The organism is Desulfobacterales bacterium, assembly GCA_021647905.1.
Lineage (GTDB): Bacteria > Desulfobacterota > Desulfobulbia > Desulfobulbales > BM004 > JAKITW01.
Genome location: JAKITW010000017.1, coordinates 1 through 17,984, shown reverse-complemented (window position 1 = coordinate 17,984; position 17,984 = coordinate 1). Strand labels below are relative to the sequence as shown.

The window sequence follows — 17,984 nt, the reverse complement described above, 5'->3', positions numbered from 1 at the left end:
AGGTCAGCATTGAATACCTTGGCCGGACCGCGGTTGTCAAGTTCTATCGGCTATTAAGTACGGAAGATACAAGGGTTATGCCGTGGCGGGGTGAAGGATAATCGCTTTCCCCCGGGCAAAACCAGGGATTGTTTGCTATAATATAAGAAATAAATTCCGTTGTTACGGCATGGAGATACCCAAGACAGCTCAAAAAGGAGGAGCGGTTCATGAGGAAAATAGACCTGGATACGGCCCGTGAGTTTGATCCCAAAAAGATGAACAAGTTTCTGGTACACGATTCGGCCTATTTCCGGATCATCAATTTCAACCTGAGCGCCGGATTGACCTTTCCGGTCCACTCCCATCAGCTTGACGGTCAGTTGAGCATTCTGGTGATCGAGGGGGAGGGGGCCTTCCTGGGCGCGGATAACGCTGAAATTCCGGCCAAGACCGGTGATATCCTTATCTCGGACATCAGTGAGCCGCACGGGGTCCGGGCCATCACCGACATGCGGGTCATTGTCACCATTGCCCCGCCGATCTGATTCTTTCGATTCCTTTTTAAACGATAAATGGAGCAGGGTTTCGGTAAACCCCGTACGTTTGAGGTTGGACCGGGAAAGGGGTTTTCTTATAGCGAACGGTGTAGCGGACCCTGAGCCGCGGCTGTGACGGCAAAAGCGGAATTTGAAACAACTTCGGCAGGATATGCTTATGGATTCCGAATCGCCGTTGCGGCGAAGCGAGTTCCTGCTTGATAGCCTGTTTATGAACAGCCGGCCCTTCTCAATGGAGCGGCCGTTGGTAGAAGAAGACCCCTTTCCCGACAGGAGGGGGATTATTGAATGTTAACTAAAGGGAGCAGGGCCAATGCATGCTAATTATCCGACTGGAAACGGCATGGACACGGTGGCAAGACGGTTTTTCAAGCTGTTTCTGCCCCTGCTCCTGCTCCTGGGCGTGGTTTCGGTTTTTTTCTATATGAAGCGCCACCGGGTGGAAGAGACCATCATCATGGGCCGGGAAGCGGTCTATCTCAACGAGCAGGAAAAGAATATCGCCGCCCGGTTCGAGGCCATTGTTTCCGATCTGATGATATTGGCCAAACATCACGAGTTTGAGGTCTTTTTCGCCAACAGGAATGACAATGACGCCCGGGAGCAGTTGATCAGGGAGTTTCTGGTCTTCAGCAGATTCAAGACCGGTTATGACCAGATCCGTTTTCTTGATGCCGACGGCATGGAGGTCATCAGGGTCAACAAATCCCCGGCCGGTCCGGTTGTTGTGCCGGACGAGGGGTTGCAGTTCAAGGGGGACCGCTATTATTTTCAGGAGACGATTGGTCTGGCCGAGGGACAGATTTTCGTATCCCCCCTTGATCTGAACGTGGAAAACAAAGAGGTTGAAAGGCCGTTCAAGCCGGTCATCCGTTTTGCCACCCCGACCTTTGATTCCCAGGGCCGCGGGACCGGCATCGTTATTCTCAACTATCTGGGTAATAAATTTCTTCAAGATCTGGGACCGAGGACGGCGACCTCGCTCCATGGCGGCATCATGCTGCTGAACTCCGCGGGCTATTGGCTGAAAGGCGCCCGGCCCGAGGAGGAATGGGGGTTCATGTTCCCCGAGGGCCGGGATATGACCTTTGCCAACCGCTACCCCGATGCCTGGCAGAAAATAATTGCTGAAGAATCAGGACAGTTCATCAACCAAGACGGATTGATATCGTTTGCCACCATCTACCCGGTGCGGGAGGCGCGGAAGAACCTTGGCGAGCGGCTGCTCTCCACCGACAAGGGTGATGATCCGGGACAGGATGCCTATTTCTGGCGGATAATTTCCTTCATGCCCACGGCAACCCTCCACGCGGCACTGTATCCTTTCCGCATCCGGATGCTGGTCGTGGATGTTGCCCTGCTTGTCGTGCTGACCATTGGCTCCTGGCTGCTGGCCGGGGCCCAGGTGCGTCGGCGGCAACTCGAACGGAGTCTGCGGCGCTATGAACAGATCGTGGCCGCCTCTTCCGAGCATATGGCCTTGCTGGACCGGAACTATGTGTACCTGGCTGTTAACGATGCCTTTCTAAAGGCCTTTAACAGACAACGTGGTGAGGTGGTGGGCCGTTCCGTGGCCGATCTGATGGGAGCCGAGTCTTTTGCCCGGATCAAGGAAAGGGTGGACCGGTGCCTGGCCGGCGAGACGGTCAGGGTCCAGGAGGAGTGGTCCGCCTCTGCCGGCGGCCCTGTTTTTTTCATGGATATAGCCTGTTACCCGGCGGTGGAAAGGGATAACACGGTCTCGGGAGTGGTGCTCAATTGCCGCGATATCACCGAACTGCATGAAGCAGAGAAAAAGATCCGGGTCCTGGCCGAGTTCCCGGAACAGAACCCCAACCCCATATTACGGGTCGCTGACAACGGCACCATACTCTATGCCAACCCGGCATCCTCCTACCTGCTTGAAAAATGGCAATGTGCGACCGGCAGCTGTCTGCCGGAATTTCTGCTGACAAGTTTCCGCCGGGCCCTTGAAACCGGAGAGATGGTCCGGGATGTTGAAACAGGGATTGATGATAAGGTCTTTTCCTTCATGTCGGTGCCGATAAAGGAGACCGGTTCGGTGTATCTGTTCGGTCAGGACATTACCGAGCGCAAGCAGCGGATGCTGCTCTTGGCATCGGTTTTCGAGAACAGTATCGAGGGGGTTACGATCACCAATGCCGACGCTGAAATCGAACAGGTGAATCCGGCCTTTACGGCGATTACCGGGTATAGCGCCGACGAGGTGATCGGCAAAAATCCCCGGATCCTGCGGTCCGGCCTGCACGGTCCGGAGTTTTACCGGGAGATGTGGCAGGCCATCAATGACCAGGGCCTCTGGAGCGGCGAGATCTGGAACCGGAGGAAAAACGGCGAGGCCTATCCGGAAAGGCTGTCCATCACCGCGGTCAAGGATCTCCAGGGGAAGACCTCCCATTATGTTGCCGTGTTTTATGATATCACCGATGTCAAGCGGGGCGAGGAACAGTTGCAGCATCAGGCCTATCATGACGCCCTGACCGGGCTGCCCAACCGCCAGCTTTTCATTGATCGGCTGGAGGTGTCGATGGCCTATGCCAGGCGACACCGGCGGATACTGGCGGTGTTTTTTCTCGATCTGGACAATTTCAAGAATATCAACGACAGCCTGGGCTACAATGTCGGTGACCGGTTCCTGCAGGAGGTTGCCGGGGTGCTGCAGGAGTGCTGCCGGGACGAGGACACGGTGGCCCGGGTCGGCGGTGACGAATTCATCATGCTGCTGACCGAGATTAAAGATGAAAGGGATGCCCTGGAGGTGGCCCGGCGGATCGAGAATGCCTTTGCCGAACCGATCCGGGTCGAGGAGCAGGAATTCTTTGCCGGCGCCAGTATCGGCATTACCTTCTACCCGGCCGACGGCGAGGATGCCGTTGCCCTGATCAAAAACGCCGAACTGGCCATGTACCGGGCCAAGGAACTGGGCCGGGGCAATTTTCAGCTCTTTACCGAAAGGATGAACCAGGAGGTGAGGCGACGTCTGGAGCTGGAGAACAGCCTGCGGCGGGCCCTGGAACGGCGGGAGTTCGAGGTATATTACCAGCCCAAGGTGAGCATCGAGCGCGGGACCATTGCCGGGGCCGAGGCCCTGGTGCGCTGGCTGAGAAACGGCGAGCTGGTTTCGCCGCTCGATTTTATTCCCCTGGCCGAGGAGACCCGGCTGATCATACCCATTGGCGAATGGGTGCTCGCCACGGCCTGCCAGCAGGCCGCGTCATGGCACGAAAACGGTCATCCGCTCAACGTGGCGGTGAACCTTTCCCCCCGCCAGTTCCATCAGGATGACCTGGTGGAGGTGGTCACCAGGGTGCTTAAGGAGACCGGGCTGCCCGCCGGGAGCCTGGAACTGGAGATAACCGAGTCCATTGTCATGGGTGATGTCCAGGGGGCGATCCGGATCATGCGGGCCTTGCGCGACATGGGGGTCTGCTTTTCCATGGATGATTTCGGCACTGGTTATTCCTCGTTGCAGTATCTCAAACAGCTGCCCCTTGATGCCCTCAAGATCGACCGGGCCTTTGTCAAGGACCTGCCGGACAACGAAGAGGACGCGGCCATTACCTCGGCAACCATTTTCATGGCCCACAGCCTCGGTCTGAAGGTGGTGGCCGAGGGGGTGGAAACCGAGGCCCAGCTTAGTTTTCTCCGGGAGCGCGGCTGCGAACAGTTCCAGGGTTACCTGTTTAGCAAGCCGGTTCCCGGCAAGACCTTTTTCAGGTATTTGAAAGAGGGCCGGCGGATCAAAGACGGGAATCTCTCTTCCTGAAACCACGTCCGCCGGATCGGACGGTGGCTGTTCGATAAACCACGTCCGCCGGGTCGGACGGTGGCTGTTCGATTCCCTGGATTTTCTGCCTGGCCCTGTTTTTGATTTTATGTTATAAAACTTTTCCGTCCGGTACGGACCCGGACGCGCCACCTGTTAAAGTTGTCGGTCTCGCAACAACCCGCTCGACGGACGTGATTCGTCTTGTAACTTGTTGATTTTATTGGGTGGCATTTGAAGCCTTTCGGGTTGTTACGAGTTCATCAAAGTTGACGGCGTCGTAACAATTCCGGTCTACCGTGTCGCGGGTTGTTGCGAGACCGACAAAGTCGCCCCGGGTCAAGTTCACGGAACGGAGCTTGACCCGGATTTTTTTTTTGCATCAAAGGAGAAAAACATTATGAAGATCGCAGACAACGTGTTCGTGGCCCTTTCCTATGTCCTGACCCTGGATTCGGGCGAGGAAGTGGATCGCTCCCAGGAGGGAAAACCCCTGGCCTTTATTACCGGCTCCGGCCAGGTCATCCCGGGCCTGGAAAAAGAACTGATGGGGATGCGGGCCGGTGACCGCGCCAAGATCACCATTGAGGCCGAAGATGCCTATGGCCCGGCCCAGGAGGATCTGTTCAAGGAGATCCCCCGGAGCCAGTTCCCCGCTGATATGGAAATAGAGGAAGGGATGGCCTTTGAGGCCCAGGGGCCGCAGGGACCGATCATGCTCGTGGTGAAATCGTTCAAGGACGAAGAGACCGTGGTTGTTGACCTCAACCATCCCATGGCCGGCCAGCGGCTTAATTTTGATGTCGAGGTGATGGAGGTCAGGGAGACCAGCGCTGCCGAGCGGGCCGCAATGACGGCCATGGCCGCCGGCTGCGGCGCCGGCTGCGAGTGCGATACCGATGCCGGGGGCGCTCCTGCCTGCGGGCCCGGCTGCGAGTGCGGCTAGGCCCGCGGCCCGCAAGGTCGCCCTTGCTCCTTTGCGGCGGTCTCAGACGATCCGTAACGAGTGGGTTTCCCGCAGTTTTTGCCACAGGGCCTTGATGATGACCGCTGTGGCGGCATCTTTATACACCTCTTTGCCAGGGCCGGGGAAACGGCTGAGACACTCGTCCAGCAATTTTTTGTTTTCAGACCAGAGTCCCAGCCGGTCCCTGACATATAGGCCCAGGGAAAGGTTCAACTCCAGCAACCCGTCTTCATCCATCCGGGCGATAGCTGCTTTTTCTTTCAGGGGCAGGTACGATACCAGGGCGGCAACGGCCTCCTCAATGGAGCCTGGATATGGACGTTTTTGGGATCTCATCCGTTTTTGCCGATTGCAGGAAACAGGTTTGAGGCCGGCGGCGCGATGTCCCGCCGGATCACGGTTCCCGGCCCTGATCAGTACCTTTTAACATATTCGAAGAATTTGACTGCAATGAAATCCGGCCCATGCTGCTCTTCAAGGAGCCGGTAGAAGTCACAGGCCAGACAGTCCTTGAGTTTGCCGGGATAGCTTCCGCTGACATCGCCGGCGCATAAGGTGCCGGTGATATAGACGCAGGACCGGCCCCCGTTTTTGCCGCCGCAGAACCCATCGGCCTCCGCATAGGTGGCGGCGCTGCAGACCCCTGAGGCGGCGGCGTGTCTGCCGCCTGGTTCCCGGCCGCAGTTACGGTATTCCCAGCAGTTGATCTCGCTCATATCATTCCCCTTTTACAGCGACGATGCTTTTTATCGGACAAAGAGGTCTCAGCTCGCGATTACAAGTTCCAGGTATCGGTTCAGCCGGCGGGATTATGGTGCGGCGGCCGGTGTCTTCAGATAATAGCGGACTGCAACAGCTGCCCGGCGTGAAGCAACAGGCAAGTAGAGAGATTGCCAAGGATATCATAAACAGCCCGTGGCCGCCACTATCATCACAAACCCCGCGCCAATAGCGGGTGGTCCGGGTACTATTTTGTTGCCTCTCTTTTTTCTTGCTTTGCATCAACGACTGAAAAGAGTAAAGAGGGATGTCGGTATCCCGGCCGGGAGATTGAACGGGATGATGCCTTATCTGGATTTGGAGAAGAGTCAAGATGGAAGAGACGTTGCCCCCCATTATCAGTGAACAGTTGGCCAATGGCATTACCATTGATATTTATGATCTCTCCCGCCGGGTGGCCGGGGACCGGTGGCAGGTAACCCTGCGTTGCGACGCGGCGATCCAACTCAACAACGAGCTGTGGCAAAAGGCGCCGAAGGAGCCGGAACCCGGGCTGGCCGAGGAGATCCGTTCAGCCCTGGGCAATGAGTTGCTCCTTTCCCTGGAGCAGGAGCGAAATTTTATCGATGCCGCGCTAAAGGACAGACTCATCAAAGAGATGATCGGCCGGGTCCGGGCGAACATCTTCGCCTATCTCAATAATTCCAGGTTCCCGGAACGCCTCCTGGCCCGTCGTTACCAGGAGACCCGGGAACAACTGCTCCGGGACAGGATGATCCGGGCGGTAACGTCCGACCCGGATGACGATGATGGGCCAGCGGATTTTTCCTATCTCTTTGCAGATGACAGGAGACAGGAGACAGGGGACGGATGACAGAGGACGGAAGACGGAAGACGAGAGACGAGAGACGGAAGACAGAGGAACAGAGGACGGAAAAAACCGTGGGCAAGTGAACCAAGCACCAGGCACCAAGAACCAGGAACAGTGGACAGTGAAAAAAATATGTGGTTGTGATCATGGACCGGAATATAATATTCCCTGACCCCTGACCCCTGACCCCTGACCCTATGAATTCCCTTCCCCTTTATCCCTTTACTCCGAAACAGCTGGAGATCGACGGCCATTGCCTATCCTATCTGGACGAGGGCCATGGACCGGTCATCGTCATGCTGCACGGCAACCCGACCTGGTCCTTTTTTTTTCGTAACCTGGTCCTGCTGCTGCGGGACAGATACCGGCTAATCGTGCCCGACCATATCGGCTGCGGCCTTTCCGACAAGCCCCGGGACTACCCCTACCGGCTGGCCGACCATATCGCCAATGTTGAACAGCTCCTGGCCCATCTGCGGGTGGACCGTTATTCCCTGGTGGTCCATGACTGGGGCGGGGCCATCGGCATGGGCGTGGCCGGCCGGACCCCGGAGCGGGTCCAGGGACTGGTGGTGATGAACAGCGCCGCCTTTCGTTCGCCGCGCATTCCGCTCCGGATCCGGGTCTGCCGGACCCCGCTGCTGGGCGATCTCCTGGTCCGCGGGCTGAACGGTTTCGCCCGGCCGGCGATCTCCATGGCAGTAACAAAAAAGATGGATAAGGAGACGGCCCGCGGCTATCTTGCCCCCTATGACTCCTGGCGGAACCGGGTCGCGGTTCTCGGGTTTGTCCGGGACATCCCCCTTTCTCCCGGTGATCCCTCCTGGGAGACCCTGGTTGAAATCGAACAGCGGCTGGCGGAGTTGCGCAACACGCCGATGCTCGTTCTCTGGGGCGGCCGGGATTTTTGTTTTAACCGTTATTTTTACGATGAATGGCTGCGCCGCTTTCCGACGGCCGAGGCTCATTTTTTCCCCGAGGCCGGTCATTATCTGCTTGAGGATGCCTTTGCCGAGATCGGCCCGCTGGTGGAGGATTTTTTCGCCCGCCTCCAGCCGCCGGTTTCCCCGGAGTAACCGGTTGGTTAAGCGGAGCCTGGAGCCTTGATAGTATCCTCATACAGGCGTGCGCTGTTTTTTGCATTTCACATTTGATGAACTCGTAACAACCCGAAAGGCTTCAAATGCCACCCAATAAAATCAACAAGTTACAAGACGAATCACATCCGTCGAGCGGGTTGTTGCGAGACCGACACATTTTACATTTCACACTTTACATTTCTGACGTATGCTGAACTGCAACATCGCCCAGTCCCTGTCCGAGACCGCCCGCCGGTATCCGGAGCGCATTGCCCTGGTAATGCCGGCCGGCCGGCAACCGCGGAGCTGGACATTCGCGGAACTGGACCGGATAGCGGACGGTTTTGCCCTGGCCCTCAAGGAGCGGGGGGTGAGCCAGCAGGACCGGGTCCTGCTGATGGTCAAGCCGTCCCTTGAGTTTATCGCCCTGACCTTTGCCCTGTTCAAGCTCGGCGCGGTGATCATCCTCATTGATCCCGGCATGGGCTATAAAAATCTGCGCCGCTGCGTGGCCCGGGTGGCGCCCACCGTGTTCGTGGGGATTCCCAGGGCCCACTTGTTCAAGACCCTGTTCCCGGCCCCCTTTGCCACCGTGCGCACCAGTATCTGCGTGGGCAACTCCTGCGGTCTGTTCGGCCGGTCCTTTACCGCGGACAGATTGGGACCAGCAGCGGCGCCCTTTGCCGCGCTGATGCGGGACCAGGACGATCCGGCCGCGATCCTGTTCACCACCGGCAGCACCGGGCCGCCCAAGGGGGTGTGCTACCCGCACGGCGTCTTTGCCGCCCAGCTCCGGCTGATCCAGGAGTATTACGGAATCAACGCCGCTGATATCGACCAGCCGGTCTTCCCGCTGTTCGCCCTTTTTTCCATTGCCCTGGGGGCCACGGTGGTGGTGCCGGACATGGATCCCACCCGGCCGGCCCGGGTGGATCCGGTCCGTTTTATCCGCTCCATCCGGGAATACCGGGCTACCTACTCCTTTGGCTCGCCGGCCCTGTGGAACGTGGTCAGCCGTTACTGTCTTGAGCAGAACATCCGGCTGGACTCGCTGAAAAAGATCCTCATGGCCGGGGCGCCGGTATCCGGTGAGTTGATCGGGCGGGTGCGGGCGATCATGGCTGAAGATGGCGAGGTCCATACCCCTTACGGGGCCACCGAGTGTCTGCCCATCGCCTCCATCACCGGCAGCGAGATTTTAGACCATACCTGGGAAAAAACCAGGACCGGCGCCGGCACCTGCGTGGGCCGGCCCCTGCCCGGGATCACCATCCGGGTCATCCCGGTGTGCAACGGTCCGATCCGGGAATGGGACGAATCAATGGCCCTGCCCGTGGACGAGATCGGTGAGATCGTGGTCAAGGGGCCGGTGGTCACCCGGGCCTATGACCATAACGATCAGGAGAACCAACTGGCCAAGATTGGTGATAACGGTGAAACCTGGCACCGGATCGGCGATCTCGGTTATCTTGACGACCAGGGAAGGCTCTGGTTCTGCGGCCGCAAGGCGCACCGGGTCCGGACCCCGGTTGAGACCCTGTACACCGTCTGCTGTGAAGCGATCTTTAACGAGCATCCGGCGGTGTTCCGTTCCGCCCTGGTGGGGCTGGGCCCGGCCGGTCACCAGGTGCCGGTGCTGATCGTTGAGTTGCACGATTCCAAAAAGCGGCCGGCCCGGCTTGAGCAGGAACTGCGGAAGCTGGCCGGGGCCAATCCCCTGACCCGGGGTATTGATGATTTTCTGGTCCATCCCGCCTTTCCAGTGGATATCCGTCATAATGCCAAGATATTCCGCGAAAAACTGGCGGTCTGGGCCGCCGCCCGGATACGGGGGCAGGCATTATGAAGGCCCTGGTCACCGGCGGCGGCGGCTTTGTCGGCCTGGCCATTGTCCGTCAGCTCCGGGATCGTGGGGATGAGGTGGCGGTGCTGGGCCGGGGACGCTATCCCGAGGTTGAACAGCTCGGGGTGCGGGCGTTTAGCGGCGATATCAGGGACCCGGGGTTGCTGGTCAAAACATTCGCCGGGTTTGACACCGTGTTTCACGTGGCTGCCAAGGCCGGGATCTGGGGTCCGCGCTGGGAATACGAGGAGATCAATATCCTCGGCACCGACAATGTGATCAGGGCCTGCCTGGCAAACCGGGTCAAGACCCTGGTATATACCTCCACCCCCAGCGTGGTCTTTGCTGGTAACGATATCAGCGGCCATGACGAGTCCCTGCCCCTTGCCGAACGGTTTCTCTGTGATTATGCCCGGACCAAGGCCATGGCCGAGCAACGGGTGCTTGGAATTGACCAGGCCAGGCTCAGGACCTGCGCGCTCAGGCCGCACCTGATCTGGGGGCCGGGCGATCCGCACCTGGTCCCCCGCCTGCTGGACCGGGGCCGGCGGGGCCTGCTCCGCCGGGTCGGGGACGGCCGCAACCTGGTGGATATCTCCTATGTGGAGAACGTGGCCCAGGCCCATCTGCTGGCCGCGGATAATCTGCGCTCCATTGCCACTGCCGCCGGTCGTGCCTATTTTATCTCCCAGGGCGAGCCGGTGAATCTCTGGGACTGGATCAACGAGTTGTTTTGCCGGACCGGCATCCCGCCGGTTACACGGGGGATAAGCTTTGGGGCCGCCTACTGCATCGGCGCCCTGCTCGAAGGATACAGCCGCCTGCTCGGCCGGGGCGAGGAGCCGCGGATGACCCGTTTCCTTGCCCGGCAACTGGCCAAGTCGCACTGGTTCTCCATCCGGCGGGCGAGGGAAGATCTGGGGTATGTGCCGCGGATCTCCACTGCCGAGGGGATGGACCGGTTGATCGACCGGCTGAGACAACAAGGAGTTATCAAGGAATGAAATCACGGTTTTCCTGCTGGTTCCGGATCGTCTCTATAATAATACTCTGCTGTTTCAGCGGCAGCCTCGGGGTCATGTCCGGACCGGGGATCGCCGCGGCCGCCTTTTCCGTGGGTGAGGAACGGGAGGTGGGCGAGCGGCTTTTGAGTATTGTCCGCAAGGAGTTCACCCTGCTCGACGACCCGGACATCAGCCAGTATGTCTCCGGCCTGGGCCGCGAACTGCTGGCGCCCCTGGGGCCGCAGTTTTTTAACTACCATTTTTTTGTGATCAGCAACCGGGAGCTGAACGCCTTTGCCGCGCCCTCCGGGCTGATCTTCATCCACTCCGGGCTGATCGAAGCGATTTCCCGTGAAAACGAGCTGGTCAGCGTTCTGGCCCATGAGGTGGCCCATGCGGCCAGCCGGCATATCGCCGGCCAGATTGATAAAGCCGAGAAGATGACCGCCGGGTCCGTTGCCCTGATGATTGCCGGGATCGCCATGGGCGCCGGTCCGCTGGGCGAGGCCCTGATCACCGGTTCCATGGCGGCGAACGCGGCCATGGGACTCAAGTTCAGCCGCCGGGACGAGGAGGAGGCGGACCGGTTGGCCTTTAAATGGATGCAGGAGGAGGGCCGGGACCCGCAGGCCATGGTGGATATGCTGCGTGAAATGCGGCGGATATCCCGTTTCCGGAGCGCCAACCTTCCCCCCTATCTTCTCTCCCATCCCGAGCCGGGCAAGCGCATCGGCTATGTGCAGGATATGATTCTTTTCGGGCCGAAGAAGAAGTACCGGACAGTGGACGAGTTCGCCTTTCAACGGATCAAGGCCCGGGTACTCAGCCTGACCATGGGACCGGAGGCGTTGTTGCCCCGTTATTCGCGGATGGTGGCCGATGCTTCCGCCTCGGAAGCGGAAAAGGGGATGGCCCGGTACGGTCTGGCCCTGGTCTATCAACAGCAGGCCAGATACGACCGGGCCGAGGCGGAGTTAAAGGCGGTCCAGGTCCGGTTTCCGGACAAGGCGATGCTCAAGACCGATCTCGGGGTGCTCTATTTCGACTCCGGCCGCTTTCAGGAGGCCCGCGGGCTGTTTGAGGAGACCCTGGCTGCTGAGCCTGACAATGGCTATGCCGCCTATTATCTGGCCCGGACCCTGCAGCAGACCGGTCATCGGTTGCAGGCGCTCAGGATGTATGAGGATCTGCTGGCGGCGCTGCCGGATTATACCAAGCTCTATTTCGAGTTGGGCAAGCTTGAAACCAAGGTGGGCGAACCGGGCGCCGGGGCCTATTATCTGGGGATGTACCACTGGTACAGCGGCCAGGCCGAGCAGGCCAAGACCCAGCTTAAGCGCGCCATCAAGGAGTTGCCGGCCAACAACGGTCTGCGCGCCAAGGCCGAGGCCTGGCTTGTCAAGATCAAGAAGCTGGAAAAGGAATAGCGCGGCGCGTAAGGACGGTGAACCTTATAAATCCGGCCTGCCTGGTACCTAGCCCTGGTCGGTTGCGGCCGGATCAGGTCGGGCGGGATTGCAACTCCGCTGCCAGGGCCGGGAGTTCGACCAGGGAACGGATTGTCCTCTCCGGGGTAAGTCCCCGGCTCTCGCCGATACTCCCTTCCAGAAAGACCACGGGAGATCCGGCCGCATGGCCGGTGGCGATGTCGGTTGCATGATCGCCCACCATCAGGATTTCGGCCGGGGTTAAACTCCAGATAGCGGCCAGGTGCAGGAGCCCGGCCGGGTCCGGTTTTTTAACTCCCAGGCTGTCGCCGCCTATTACCTCGCTGAAAAAACAGCGGACCCTGAGGGATGTTAATATCTGTTCGCTCAGGTGGTGGGGCTTGTTGGTGAGCACCCCGAGTTTTCTGGTCCGGCCCAACTCCTCAAGCATGGGGATTGCCCCGTCCAGGAGTACGGTATGCTCGGTGCAGTGGCGGCCGTAATGGTCCAGGAACAGGGAAAGGGCCTGGTCGAGCAATTTCTCCCGGCCCGGACCCAGGGCCCGGGTCAGGAGTTTCCGGGCCCCGTCGCCGATCATGGTTCCGACCTCTTCCTCGCTACGCCCGGCAAGACCCAGGCGGCCCAGGGTATGGTTGACGCTCGCGGCCAGGTCCCGGACCGAGTCGATCAGGGTCCCGTCAAGGTCAAAAACAATGGCACGGATGACGGACATCTATAATCCTCTCGTTTTTCACTGATTACCTCCGGATCGGGAACAAGGCCCCGGCCGGCGGAACCCGCATTATATCATGACCATGTCTCCGCATAAACCCGCATCGGAATTTTCGTAGCCATTCAGCAACACCGCCGCATCCGGGCCCACGCTTACCTCCAATTCCGCCCTTGACCTGGGGGGAAGCCCTGCAGACCGGCCCTGAGTTCTGGCTGAACCTGCACGTCCAACTGGATGTCTGTCGGCACTGCTCAGCGCATCTATTACACCGCAAAAAAAAAGCCGGCTTGACCAAGGGCAGAGGTATTCATACCCTGCGTCACTGCTTTGCCACCCATCAGCTTCAACAGGGCACCGACATCTTCGTACTCCAGCGTCTGCTCGGCCATTCCGACATCAGGACCACGATCAGATATCTGCATATTACTCCCGATCACTTCGCCTCCATCAAGAGCCTCCTCGATCAGTAGAGGAGGGCGCTATGCACGCGTCATATTCTTTATTGCCGCACCGCCGCCTTGGGCGGCCATGTCGAAGCCTGCGACGCCTGCGGCCACACCAGAATCGCCTACAACTCCTGCCGTAACCGTCATTGTCCGAAATGCCAGAGCCTCGTCAAGGAGCAGTGGCTTGTCGCCCGCAAGGCGGAGCTTCTGCCCTGCGGCTACTTTCATCTTGTCTTCACCCTGCCGCATTTGCTTAACCCTCTGGTGCTCCACAATCGAAAAAGTTGCCTTGGCCTGCTCTTCACCGCAGTCAACCATACCCTGCAGAGCTTTGGCGCCGACCCCAAATGGCGTCTGAACGGGCAGCTCGGGTTCATCGCCGTGCTGCACACCTGGAGCCAGACCCTGATCGATCATTTTCATCTGCACTGCCTGATTCCGGCCGGAGCGCTTTCGCAAGACGGTGACCGCTGGACCTGCGCACGGAAAAACTATCTTTTCAGGATCACCTCGCTGGCCGCCTGTTTTAAAAAACGCTACCTGGAGCAATTACAGGTATTGCATGGGAAAGGCGAACTGGCTTTGCCTGCGGACTGGGACCCCGGTCAGTTCGAGACGGTACTTGCCAAGGCAAGCAAAAAGAAATGGCTCGCTTACGCCAAGCGCCCCTTTGCCGGTCCTGAGCAGGTCCTGGAGTATCTTTCCCGGTACACGCACCGAGTGGCCATCGCCAACCACCGCTTGCGCTCCATCGACGACGGACAGGTGAGCTTCGCTTATAAGGACCGGCGGCACGGCAACGTGAATAGAACCATGACTCTCGACGCCGAGGAATTCATCCGCCGCTTTCTCCTCCACGTGCTGCCGAACGGCTTTACCAAAATCCGCTATTTCGGTTTTCTCTCACACACCCGAAAAAAGAAGGCGGTCGCCCACATCCGACAAATCATCGACCCACTGATGACGCCGCCGGAAGTCAAAAAGGAAACTACCCGCGAAACCATGCTGCGGGTGACGGGAATGGACATCGCCCGGTGTCCCCGTTGCGGCAAGGGCAAAATCCTGGTGGTAGCCCGCCTGCCGTCGCCGTTTTATCGGGATACGGTAACCGTTCACCAGGGGCTACAGATTTACGGAAACCACCATCCTGTAAGCGTTTACCAGTGCCACGGATTCGTGCAAGCAGGCCGGCGAATCCATAGTATGCCTATGTGAGCCGGCCTGATCGTGCGAAGACGGGGTGCTGGTGAACGCTTACGGGATACGTCATAGCGAAAGGCCACAAAGGACATATCGGGATTTCGAACTGAGCTGTCGGCCGAGGCCGCAACAGCAGAAGTGCGTCAACCAAAAGGAAAACAGCATAAAAAAAACTGCAACATGAACCAGAGCAAGCGAAAATCGGCAACCAATCCCCCATGAAAACCGCTGTTGAAATACATTTTCGCCAGGAAAACCAACCAGAAGACCTTTCGACTTGCTATTACGGACCTCCCCACGCTATATAAACCCCATAGGCCGGGGCCGCGAAACGGCTCAGTTCAACAACATTTTATCGTTCATCCCGCAAGATACTGCAGCCGCATAGAGCCTTCGACCCGTCAGGGCTGTTACTGTTCGGCTGGGGTATTTTCAGGGCGGGACGACCGATAAAACGCTAAGTGTTGGACGACCGATAAAACGCTAAGTGTTAGCTGGATAAAGACAAATCTTAAGCTGCAAGGAGAATAGAAATGAAGAAAAAAAAGTGTCCTGTAACGATGGAGGCTTATCGGCACACTACACTTGGAGGAAATATGATCCGAAAGTGGTGGCCGAATCAGCTCAACCTGAGGATTCTTTACCAGAATCCGCCTACGCTCAAACCCACGAGCCCGGATTTCAACTATGCCGAGGCGTTCGAAAAACTCGACTATGAGGCGCTTGAAGAAGACCTGCGGAACCTGATGTCAGACTCTCAGGATTGGTGGCCGGCTGACTATGGCCACTATGGGCCCCTCTTCATTCGCATGGCCTGGCACAGCGCCGGCACGTACCGCATTTTCGACGGTCGCGGCGGCGCGGGCAGCGGCAACCAACGTTTTGCCCCGATAAACAGTTGGCCGGATAACGTCAGCCTTGATAAGGCTCGGCGTTTACTTTGGCCGATCAAGAAAAAATACGGCAATAAGATTTCTTGGGCTGACCTGATCATCTTGGCCGGAAACGTTGCCCTGGAATCCATGGGATTCAAGACATGCGGCTTCGGCGCAGGCCGCGTGGACATCTGGGAGCCCGAAGAAGACGCGAATTGGGGGGCGGAGTCCGAGTGGCTGGGGGATGAACGTCATCCGGGCGGAGAACTGGAGAAGCCGCTGGCGGCCGATCACATGGGGCTGATCTATGTGAACCCGGAAGGCCCCGGCGGCGAACCTAATGTGCTGAAGGCGGCGGAGCATATCCGGGAGAGTTTCAGGCGTATGGCCATGAACGACGAAGAGACGGTGGCGCTCATCGTCGGTGGGCATACCTTCGGGAAGTGCCACGGTGCGGCTGACGGCGGCAAATACCTGGGCCCCGAGCCTGAGGGCGCTCCACTTGAGGAACAGGGTTTGGGATGGAAGAACAAATATGGAAGCGGTAAGGGGCCGGATACTATCACCAGTGGTCTGGAAGGCGCCTGGACACCGACGCCCACCAAGTGGGACAACAGCTTTCTGCAGCTCCTGTTCAAATATGACTGGAATTTGGAAAAGAGCCCGGGCGGTGCCTGGCAGTGGGTAGCGGTCAATCCTTGCCCCGAGGATATGGCACCCGACGCTCATGATCCAAACAAAAAGCATAAACCGATAATGCTTACCACCGACCTGGCGCTCCGTATGGACCCCGGTTATGAACCTATAGCCCGCCGCTTTCTAGAGCACCCCGAGGAACTGGCAGATGCTTTTGCCAGGGTTTGGTTCAAACTTACCCATCGCGACTTGGGGCCGAAGTCGCGCTATCTCGGGCCGGATGTGCCCGCAGAGGATCTCATCTGGCAGGATCCCGTTCCCCCTGTGCGCCATGATCTCATTGATGGAGCGGATATCGCCCGACTCAAGGAACAGATCCTTGCCTCTGGGCTTACGATCTCCAAACTGGTCTACACCGCGTGGTCTTCTGCCGCGACTTTCCGGGGCACTGACAATCGTGGCGGCGCCAACGGAGCACGCATTCGCCTTGCTCCCCAGAAAGACTGGGAAGTAAACCAGCCGGAACAGCTTGCCGATATCTTGGGGGTGTTGGAAGGCATTCAGGACGAATTCAACCGGGCGCAATCAGGAGACAAGAGGGTTTCCTTGGCCGATCTGATCGTACTAGGCGGTGCCGCCGCAATCGAAGCGGCTGCCCGGCAAGCAGGATTCGATATAGAGGTGCCCTTTCTTCCCGGCCGAACGGACGCGTCCCAGGAGCAGACCGACGTGGAGTCATTCAAGTACCTGGAACCGATCGCGGACGGCTTCCGCAACTATCTGAAGTCGGGCTGTGAGGAGCTTTCCGCCGAACATCTTTTGATCGATCGCGCGCATCTCCTTACTCTTACCGTGCCGGAAATGACTGTCCTCGTCGGAGGTATGCGAGTGCTGGATGCCAATTTCGGCGGCGCACCGCACGGCGTTTTTACGGAACGCCCGGGCATACTGAGTAACGACTTCTTCGTCAATCTGCTGGACATGGCCGTCGAGTGGCGACGCAGTCCAGACCAGCCTCATGTGTATGAAGGATTCGACCGCGTCAGCGGCGAGCGGAAATGGACAGCAACTCGTGTGGATCTGGTTTTAGGCTCCAACTCTCAACTGCGTGCCCAAGCGGAATTCTATGCCCAGGACGACAACAGGGAGAAGTTTGTGCCGGATTTCGTCGCGGCGTGGAACAAGGTCATGAATCTTGATCGCTTCGACCTGGCCTGGAGATAATATGGGTCTTCTCAGTCGCTTCTGGCAAAGTGTCGCAAGAGTAGGCAGCTAATAATCGGTTGCAGCGGACGGCGTTCCGCCGCCGCTGAACCTGCTCGTTGAACTAAACCGCTTCGCGGTAGGGAAATGAACTACCCCGCCGCAAGCGGACGGGGTATCTTTAAAAACATTGAACGCCCCAAGGGGCGGGGTATTAAACCCCTGGCTACGCAATAAAGAGATTAAAACAGGCAATCCCTGAGGGCTGCCTGTTTTTTTTTGCCCTCATCAGGTTGACTCGTCATATCCTTTATGTAAGGCATTTTTACTAACCATTACATAAAGGAGGAGTATCATGACAGACTTGAGAAAACGGATGATGGGGGACATGCAACTGCACGGGTATGCGGAACGTACCAGGCAAAGCTATGCCGATGCTGTAAGTGGCCTGGCCAGTAAAGGACAGGGGGACACCCTATATTCCCCCTGTCAAGAGAAAAAATATTTTCTTTTAAATCAATATATTGAGAGCAATCTTGTTCTCGGGTCGCACCTCTCCCTCGTCCTTCTGCGCAAGGATTTGATCCAGGTCGGCAAGTCTCTCACCTGCGGCGAACTCCGCACCTAATCGTTACAGTTATCCGGCCTGCCGCG

Annotated in this window: 16 protein-coding genes; 13 read left to right on the top strand and 3 right to left on the bottom strand. The window is 58.3% G+C overall.

What is annotated here, in order from left to right; genetic code table 11:
* The first annotated feature begins 209 nt into the window (after nucleotides 1-209).
* The 4 genes from L3J03_04510 (at nucleotide 210) to L3J03_04495 (ending at nucleotide 5,272) form a co-directional block, all read left to right on the top strand.
* Entirely contained in the window at nucleotides 210-527 is a 318-nt protein-coding gene (locus L3J03_04510; GenBank protein MCF6290243.1) for a cupin domain-containing protein, read from the top strand.
* A 169-nt stretch (nucleotides 528-696) separates the two neighbouring features.
* Nucleotides 697-834 carry a hypothetical protein gene (locus tag L3J03_04505; protein MCF6290242.1) on the top strand — a complete coding sequence of 46 codons (138 nt, stop codon included), beginning with the start codon at nucleotides 697-699 and terminating at the stop codon, nucleotides 832-834.
* A gap of 18 nt (nucleotides 835-852) precedes the next feature.
* On the top strand, nucleotides 853-4,326 hold the full coding sequence (locus tag L3J03_04500; protein MCF6290241.1) for an EAL domain-containing protein: 3,474 nt from the start codon (nucleotides 853-855) through the stop codon (nucleotides 4,324-4,326).
* A 400-nt stretch (nucleotides 4,327-4,726) separates the two neighbouring features.
* Nucleotides 4,727-5,272, top strand: coding sequence for a peptidylprolyl isomerase (locus L3J03_04495; GenBank protein MCF6290240.1), 546 nt, complete (start codon nucleotides 4,727-4,729; stop codon nucleotides 5,270-5,272).
* A gap of 42 nt (nucleotides 5,273-5,314) precedes the next feature.
* On the opposite strand, the gene L3J03_04490 is transcribed toward L3J03_04495, so the two are convergent.
* Together L3J03_04490 and L3J03_04485 are read right to left on the bottom strand one after the other, a co-directional pair.
* Nucleotides 5,315-5,629, bottom strand: a complete 315-nt coding sequence (locus L3J03_04490; protein MCF6290239.1) for a hypothetical protein — start codon at nucleotides 5,627-5,629, stop codon at nucleotides 5,315-5,317.
* 77 nt (nucleotides 5,630-5,706) lie between these two features.
* A complete protein-coding gene (locus tag L3J03_04485; protein ID MCF6290238.1) occupies nucleotides 5,707-6,009 on the bottom strand; it encodes a hypothetical protein in 303 nt (100 codons plus the stop codon).
* Nucleotides 6,010-6,386: 377 nt separating this feature from the next.
* On the opposite strand from L3J03_04485, the gene L3J03_04480 reads away from it, so the two are divergent.
* The 5 genes from L3J03_04480 to L3J03_04460 all read left to right on the top strand — a co-directional run bounded on the left by L3J03_04480 (nucleotide 6,387) and on the right by L3J03_04460 (nucleotide 12,237).
* Nucleotides 6,387-6,887 (top strand): hypothetical protein, encoded by a 501-nt coding sequence (locus L3J03_04480; protein ID MCF6290237.1) that lies wholly within the window; start codon nucleotides 6,387-6,389, stop codon nucleotides 6,885-6,887.
* Nucleotides 6,888-7,081: 194 nt separating this feature from the next.
* On the top strand, nucleotides 7,082-7,960 hold the full coding sequence (locus L3J03_04475; protein MCF6290236.1) for an alpha/beta fold hydrolase: 879 nt from the start codon (nucleotides 7,082-7,084) through the stop codon (nucleotides 7,958-7,960).
* A gap of 211 nt (nucleotides 7,961-8,171) precedes the next feature.
* Nucleotides 8,172-9,809: an AMP-binding protein gene (locus L3J03_04470; protein ID MCF6290235.1), complete on the top strand. Its 1,638-nt coding sequence runs from the start codon at nucleotides 8,172-8,174 to the stop codon at nucleotides 9,807-9,809.
* Nucleotides 9,806-10,810 (top strand): NAD-dependent epimerase/dehydratase family protein, encoded by a 1,005-nt coding sequence (locus L3J03_04465; protein MCF6290234.1) that lies wholly within the window; start codon nucleotides 9,806-9,808, stop codon nucleotides 10,808-10,810. Before L3J03_04470 ends, L3J03_04465 begins: the two co-directional genes overlap by 4 nt.
* Entirely contained in the window at nucleotides 10,807-12,237 is a 1,431-nt protein-coding gene (locus L3J03_04460; GenBank protein ID MCF6290233.1) for a M48 family metalloprotease, read from the top strand. The genes L3J03_04465 and L3J03_04460 overlap by 4 nt, the downstream gene beginning before the upstream one ends.
* A gap of 73 nt (nucleotides 12,238-12,310) precedes the next feature.
* Here the strand turns inward: L3J03_04460 and L3J03_04455 are convergent, their stop codons facing one another.
* The gene (locus L3J03_04455; GenBank protein MCF6290232.1) at nucleotides 12,311-12,970 is read right to left on the bottom strand and encodes an HAD-IA family hydrolase; all 660 of its coding nucleotides are present in this window, start codon (nucleotides 12,968-12,970) and stop codon (nucleotides 12,311-12,313) included.
* A gap of 287 nt (nucleotides 12,971-13,257) precedes the next feature.
* Between L3J03_04455 and L3J03_04450 the strand changes: the two genes are divergently transcribed.
* The 4 genes from L3J03_04450 (at nucleotide 13,258) to L3J03_04435 (ending at nucleotide 17,958) form a co-directional block, all read left to right on the top strand.
* Nucleotides 13,258-13,440 (top strand): tyrosine-type recombinase/integrase, encoded by a 183-nt coding sequence (locus tag L3J03_04450; protein ID MCF6290231.1) that lies wholly within the window; start codon nucleotides 13,258-13,260, stop codon nucleotides 13,438-13,440.
* Nucleotides 13,441-13,488: 48 nt separating this feature from the next.
* A complete protein-coding gene (locus tag L3J03_04445) occupies nucleotides 13,489-14,631 on the top strand; it encodes an IS91 family transposase (GenBank protein MCF6290230.1) in 1,143 nt (380 codons plus the stop codon).
* A 545-nt stretch (nucleotides 14,632-15,176) separates the two neighbouring features.
* Entirely contained in the window at nucleotides 15,177-17,351 is a 2,175-nt protein-coding gene (katG, locus tag L3J03_04440; protein MCF6290229.1) for a catalase/peroxidase HPI, read from the top strand.
* A gap of 334 nt (nucleotides 17,352-17,685) precedes the next feature.
* Nucleotides 17,686-17,958 carry a hypothetical protein gene (locus tag L3J03_04435; GenBank protein ID MCF6290228.1) on the top strand — a complete coding sequence of 91 codons (273 nt, stop codon included), beginning with the start codon at nucleotides 17,686-17,688 and terminating at the stop codon, nucleotides 17,956-17,958.
* The last annotated feature ends 26 nt before the right edge of the window (nucleotides 17,959-17,984 follow it).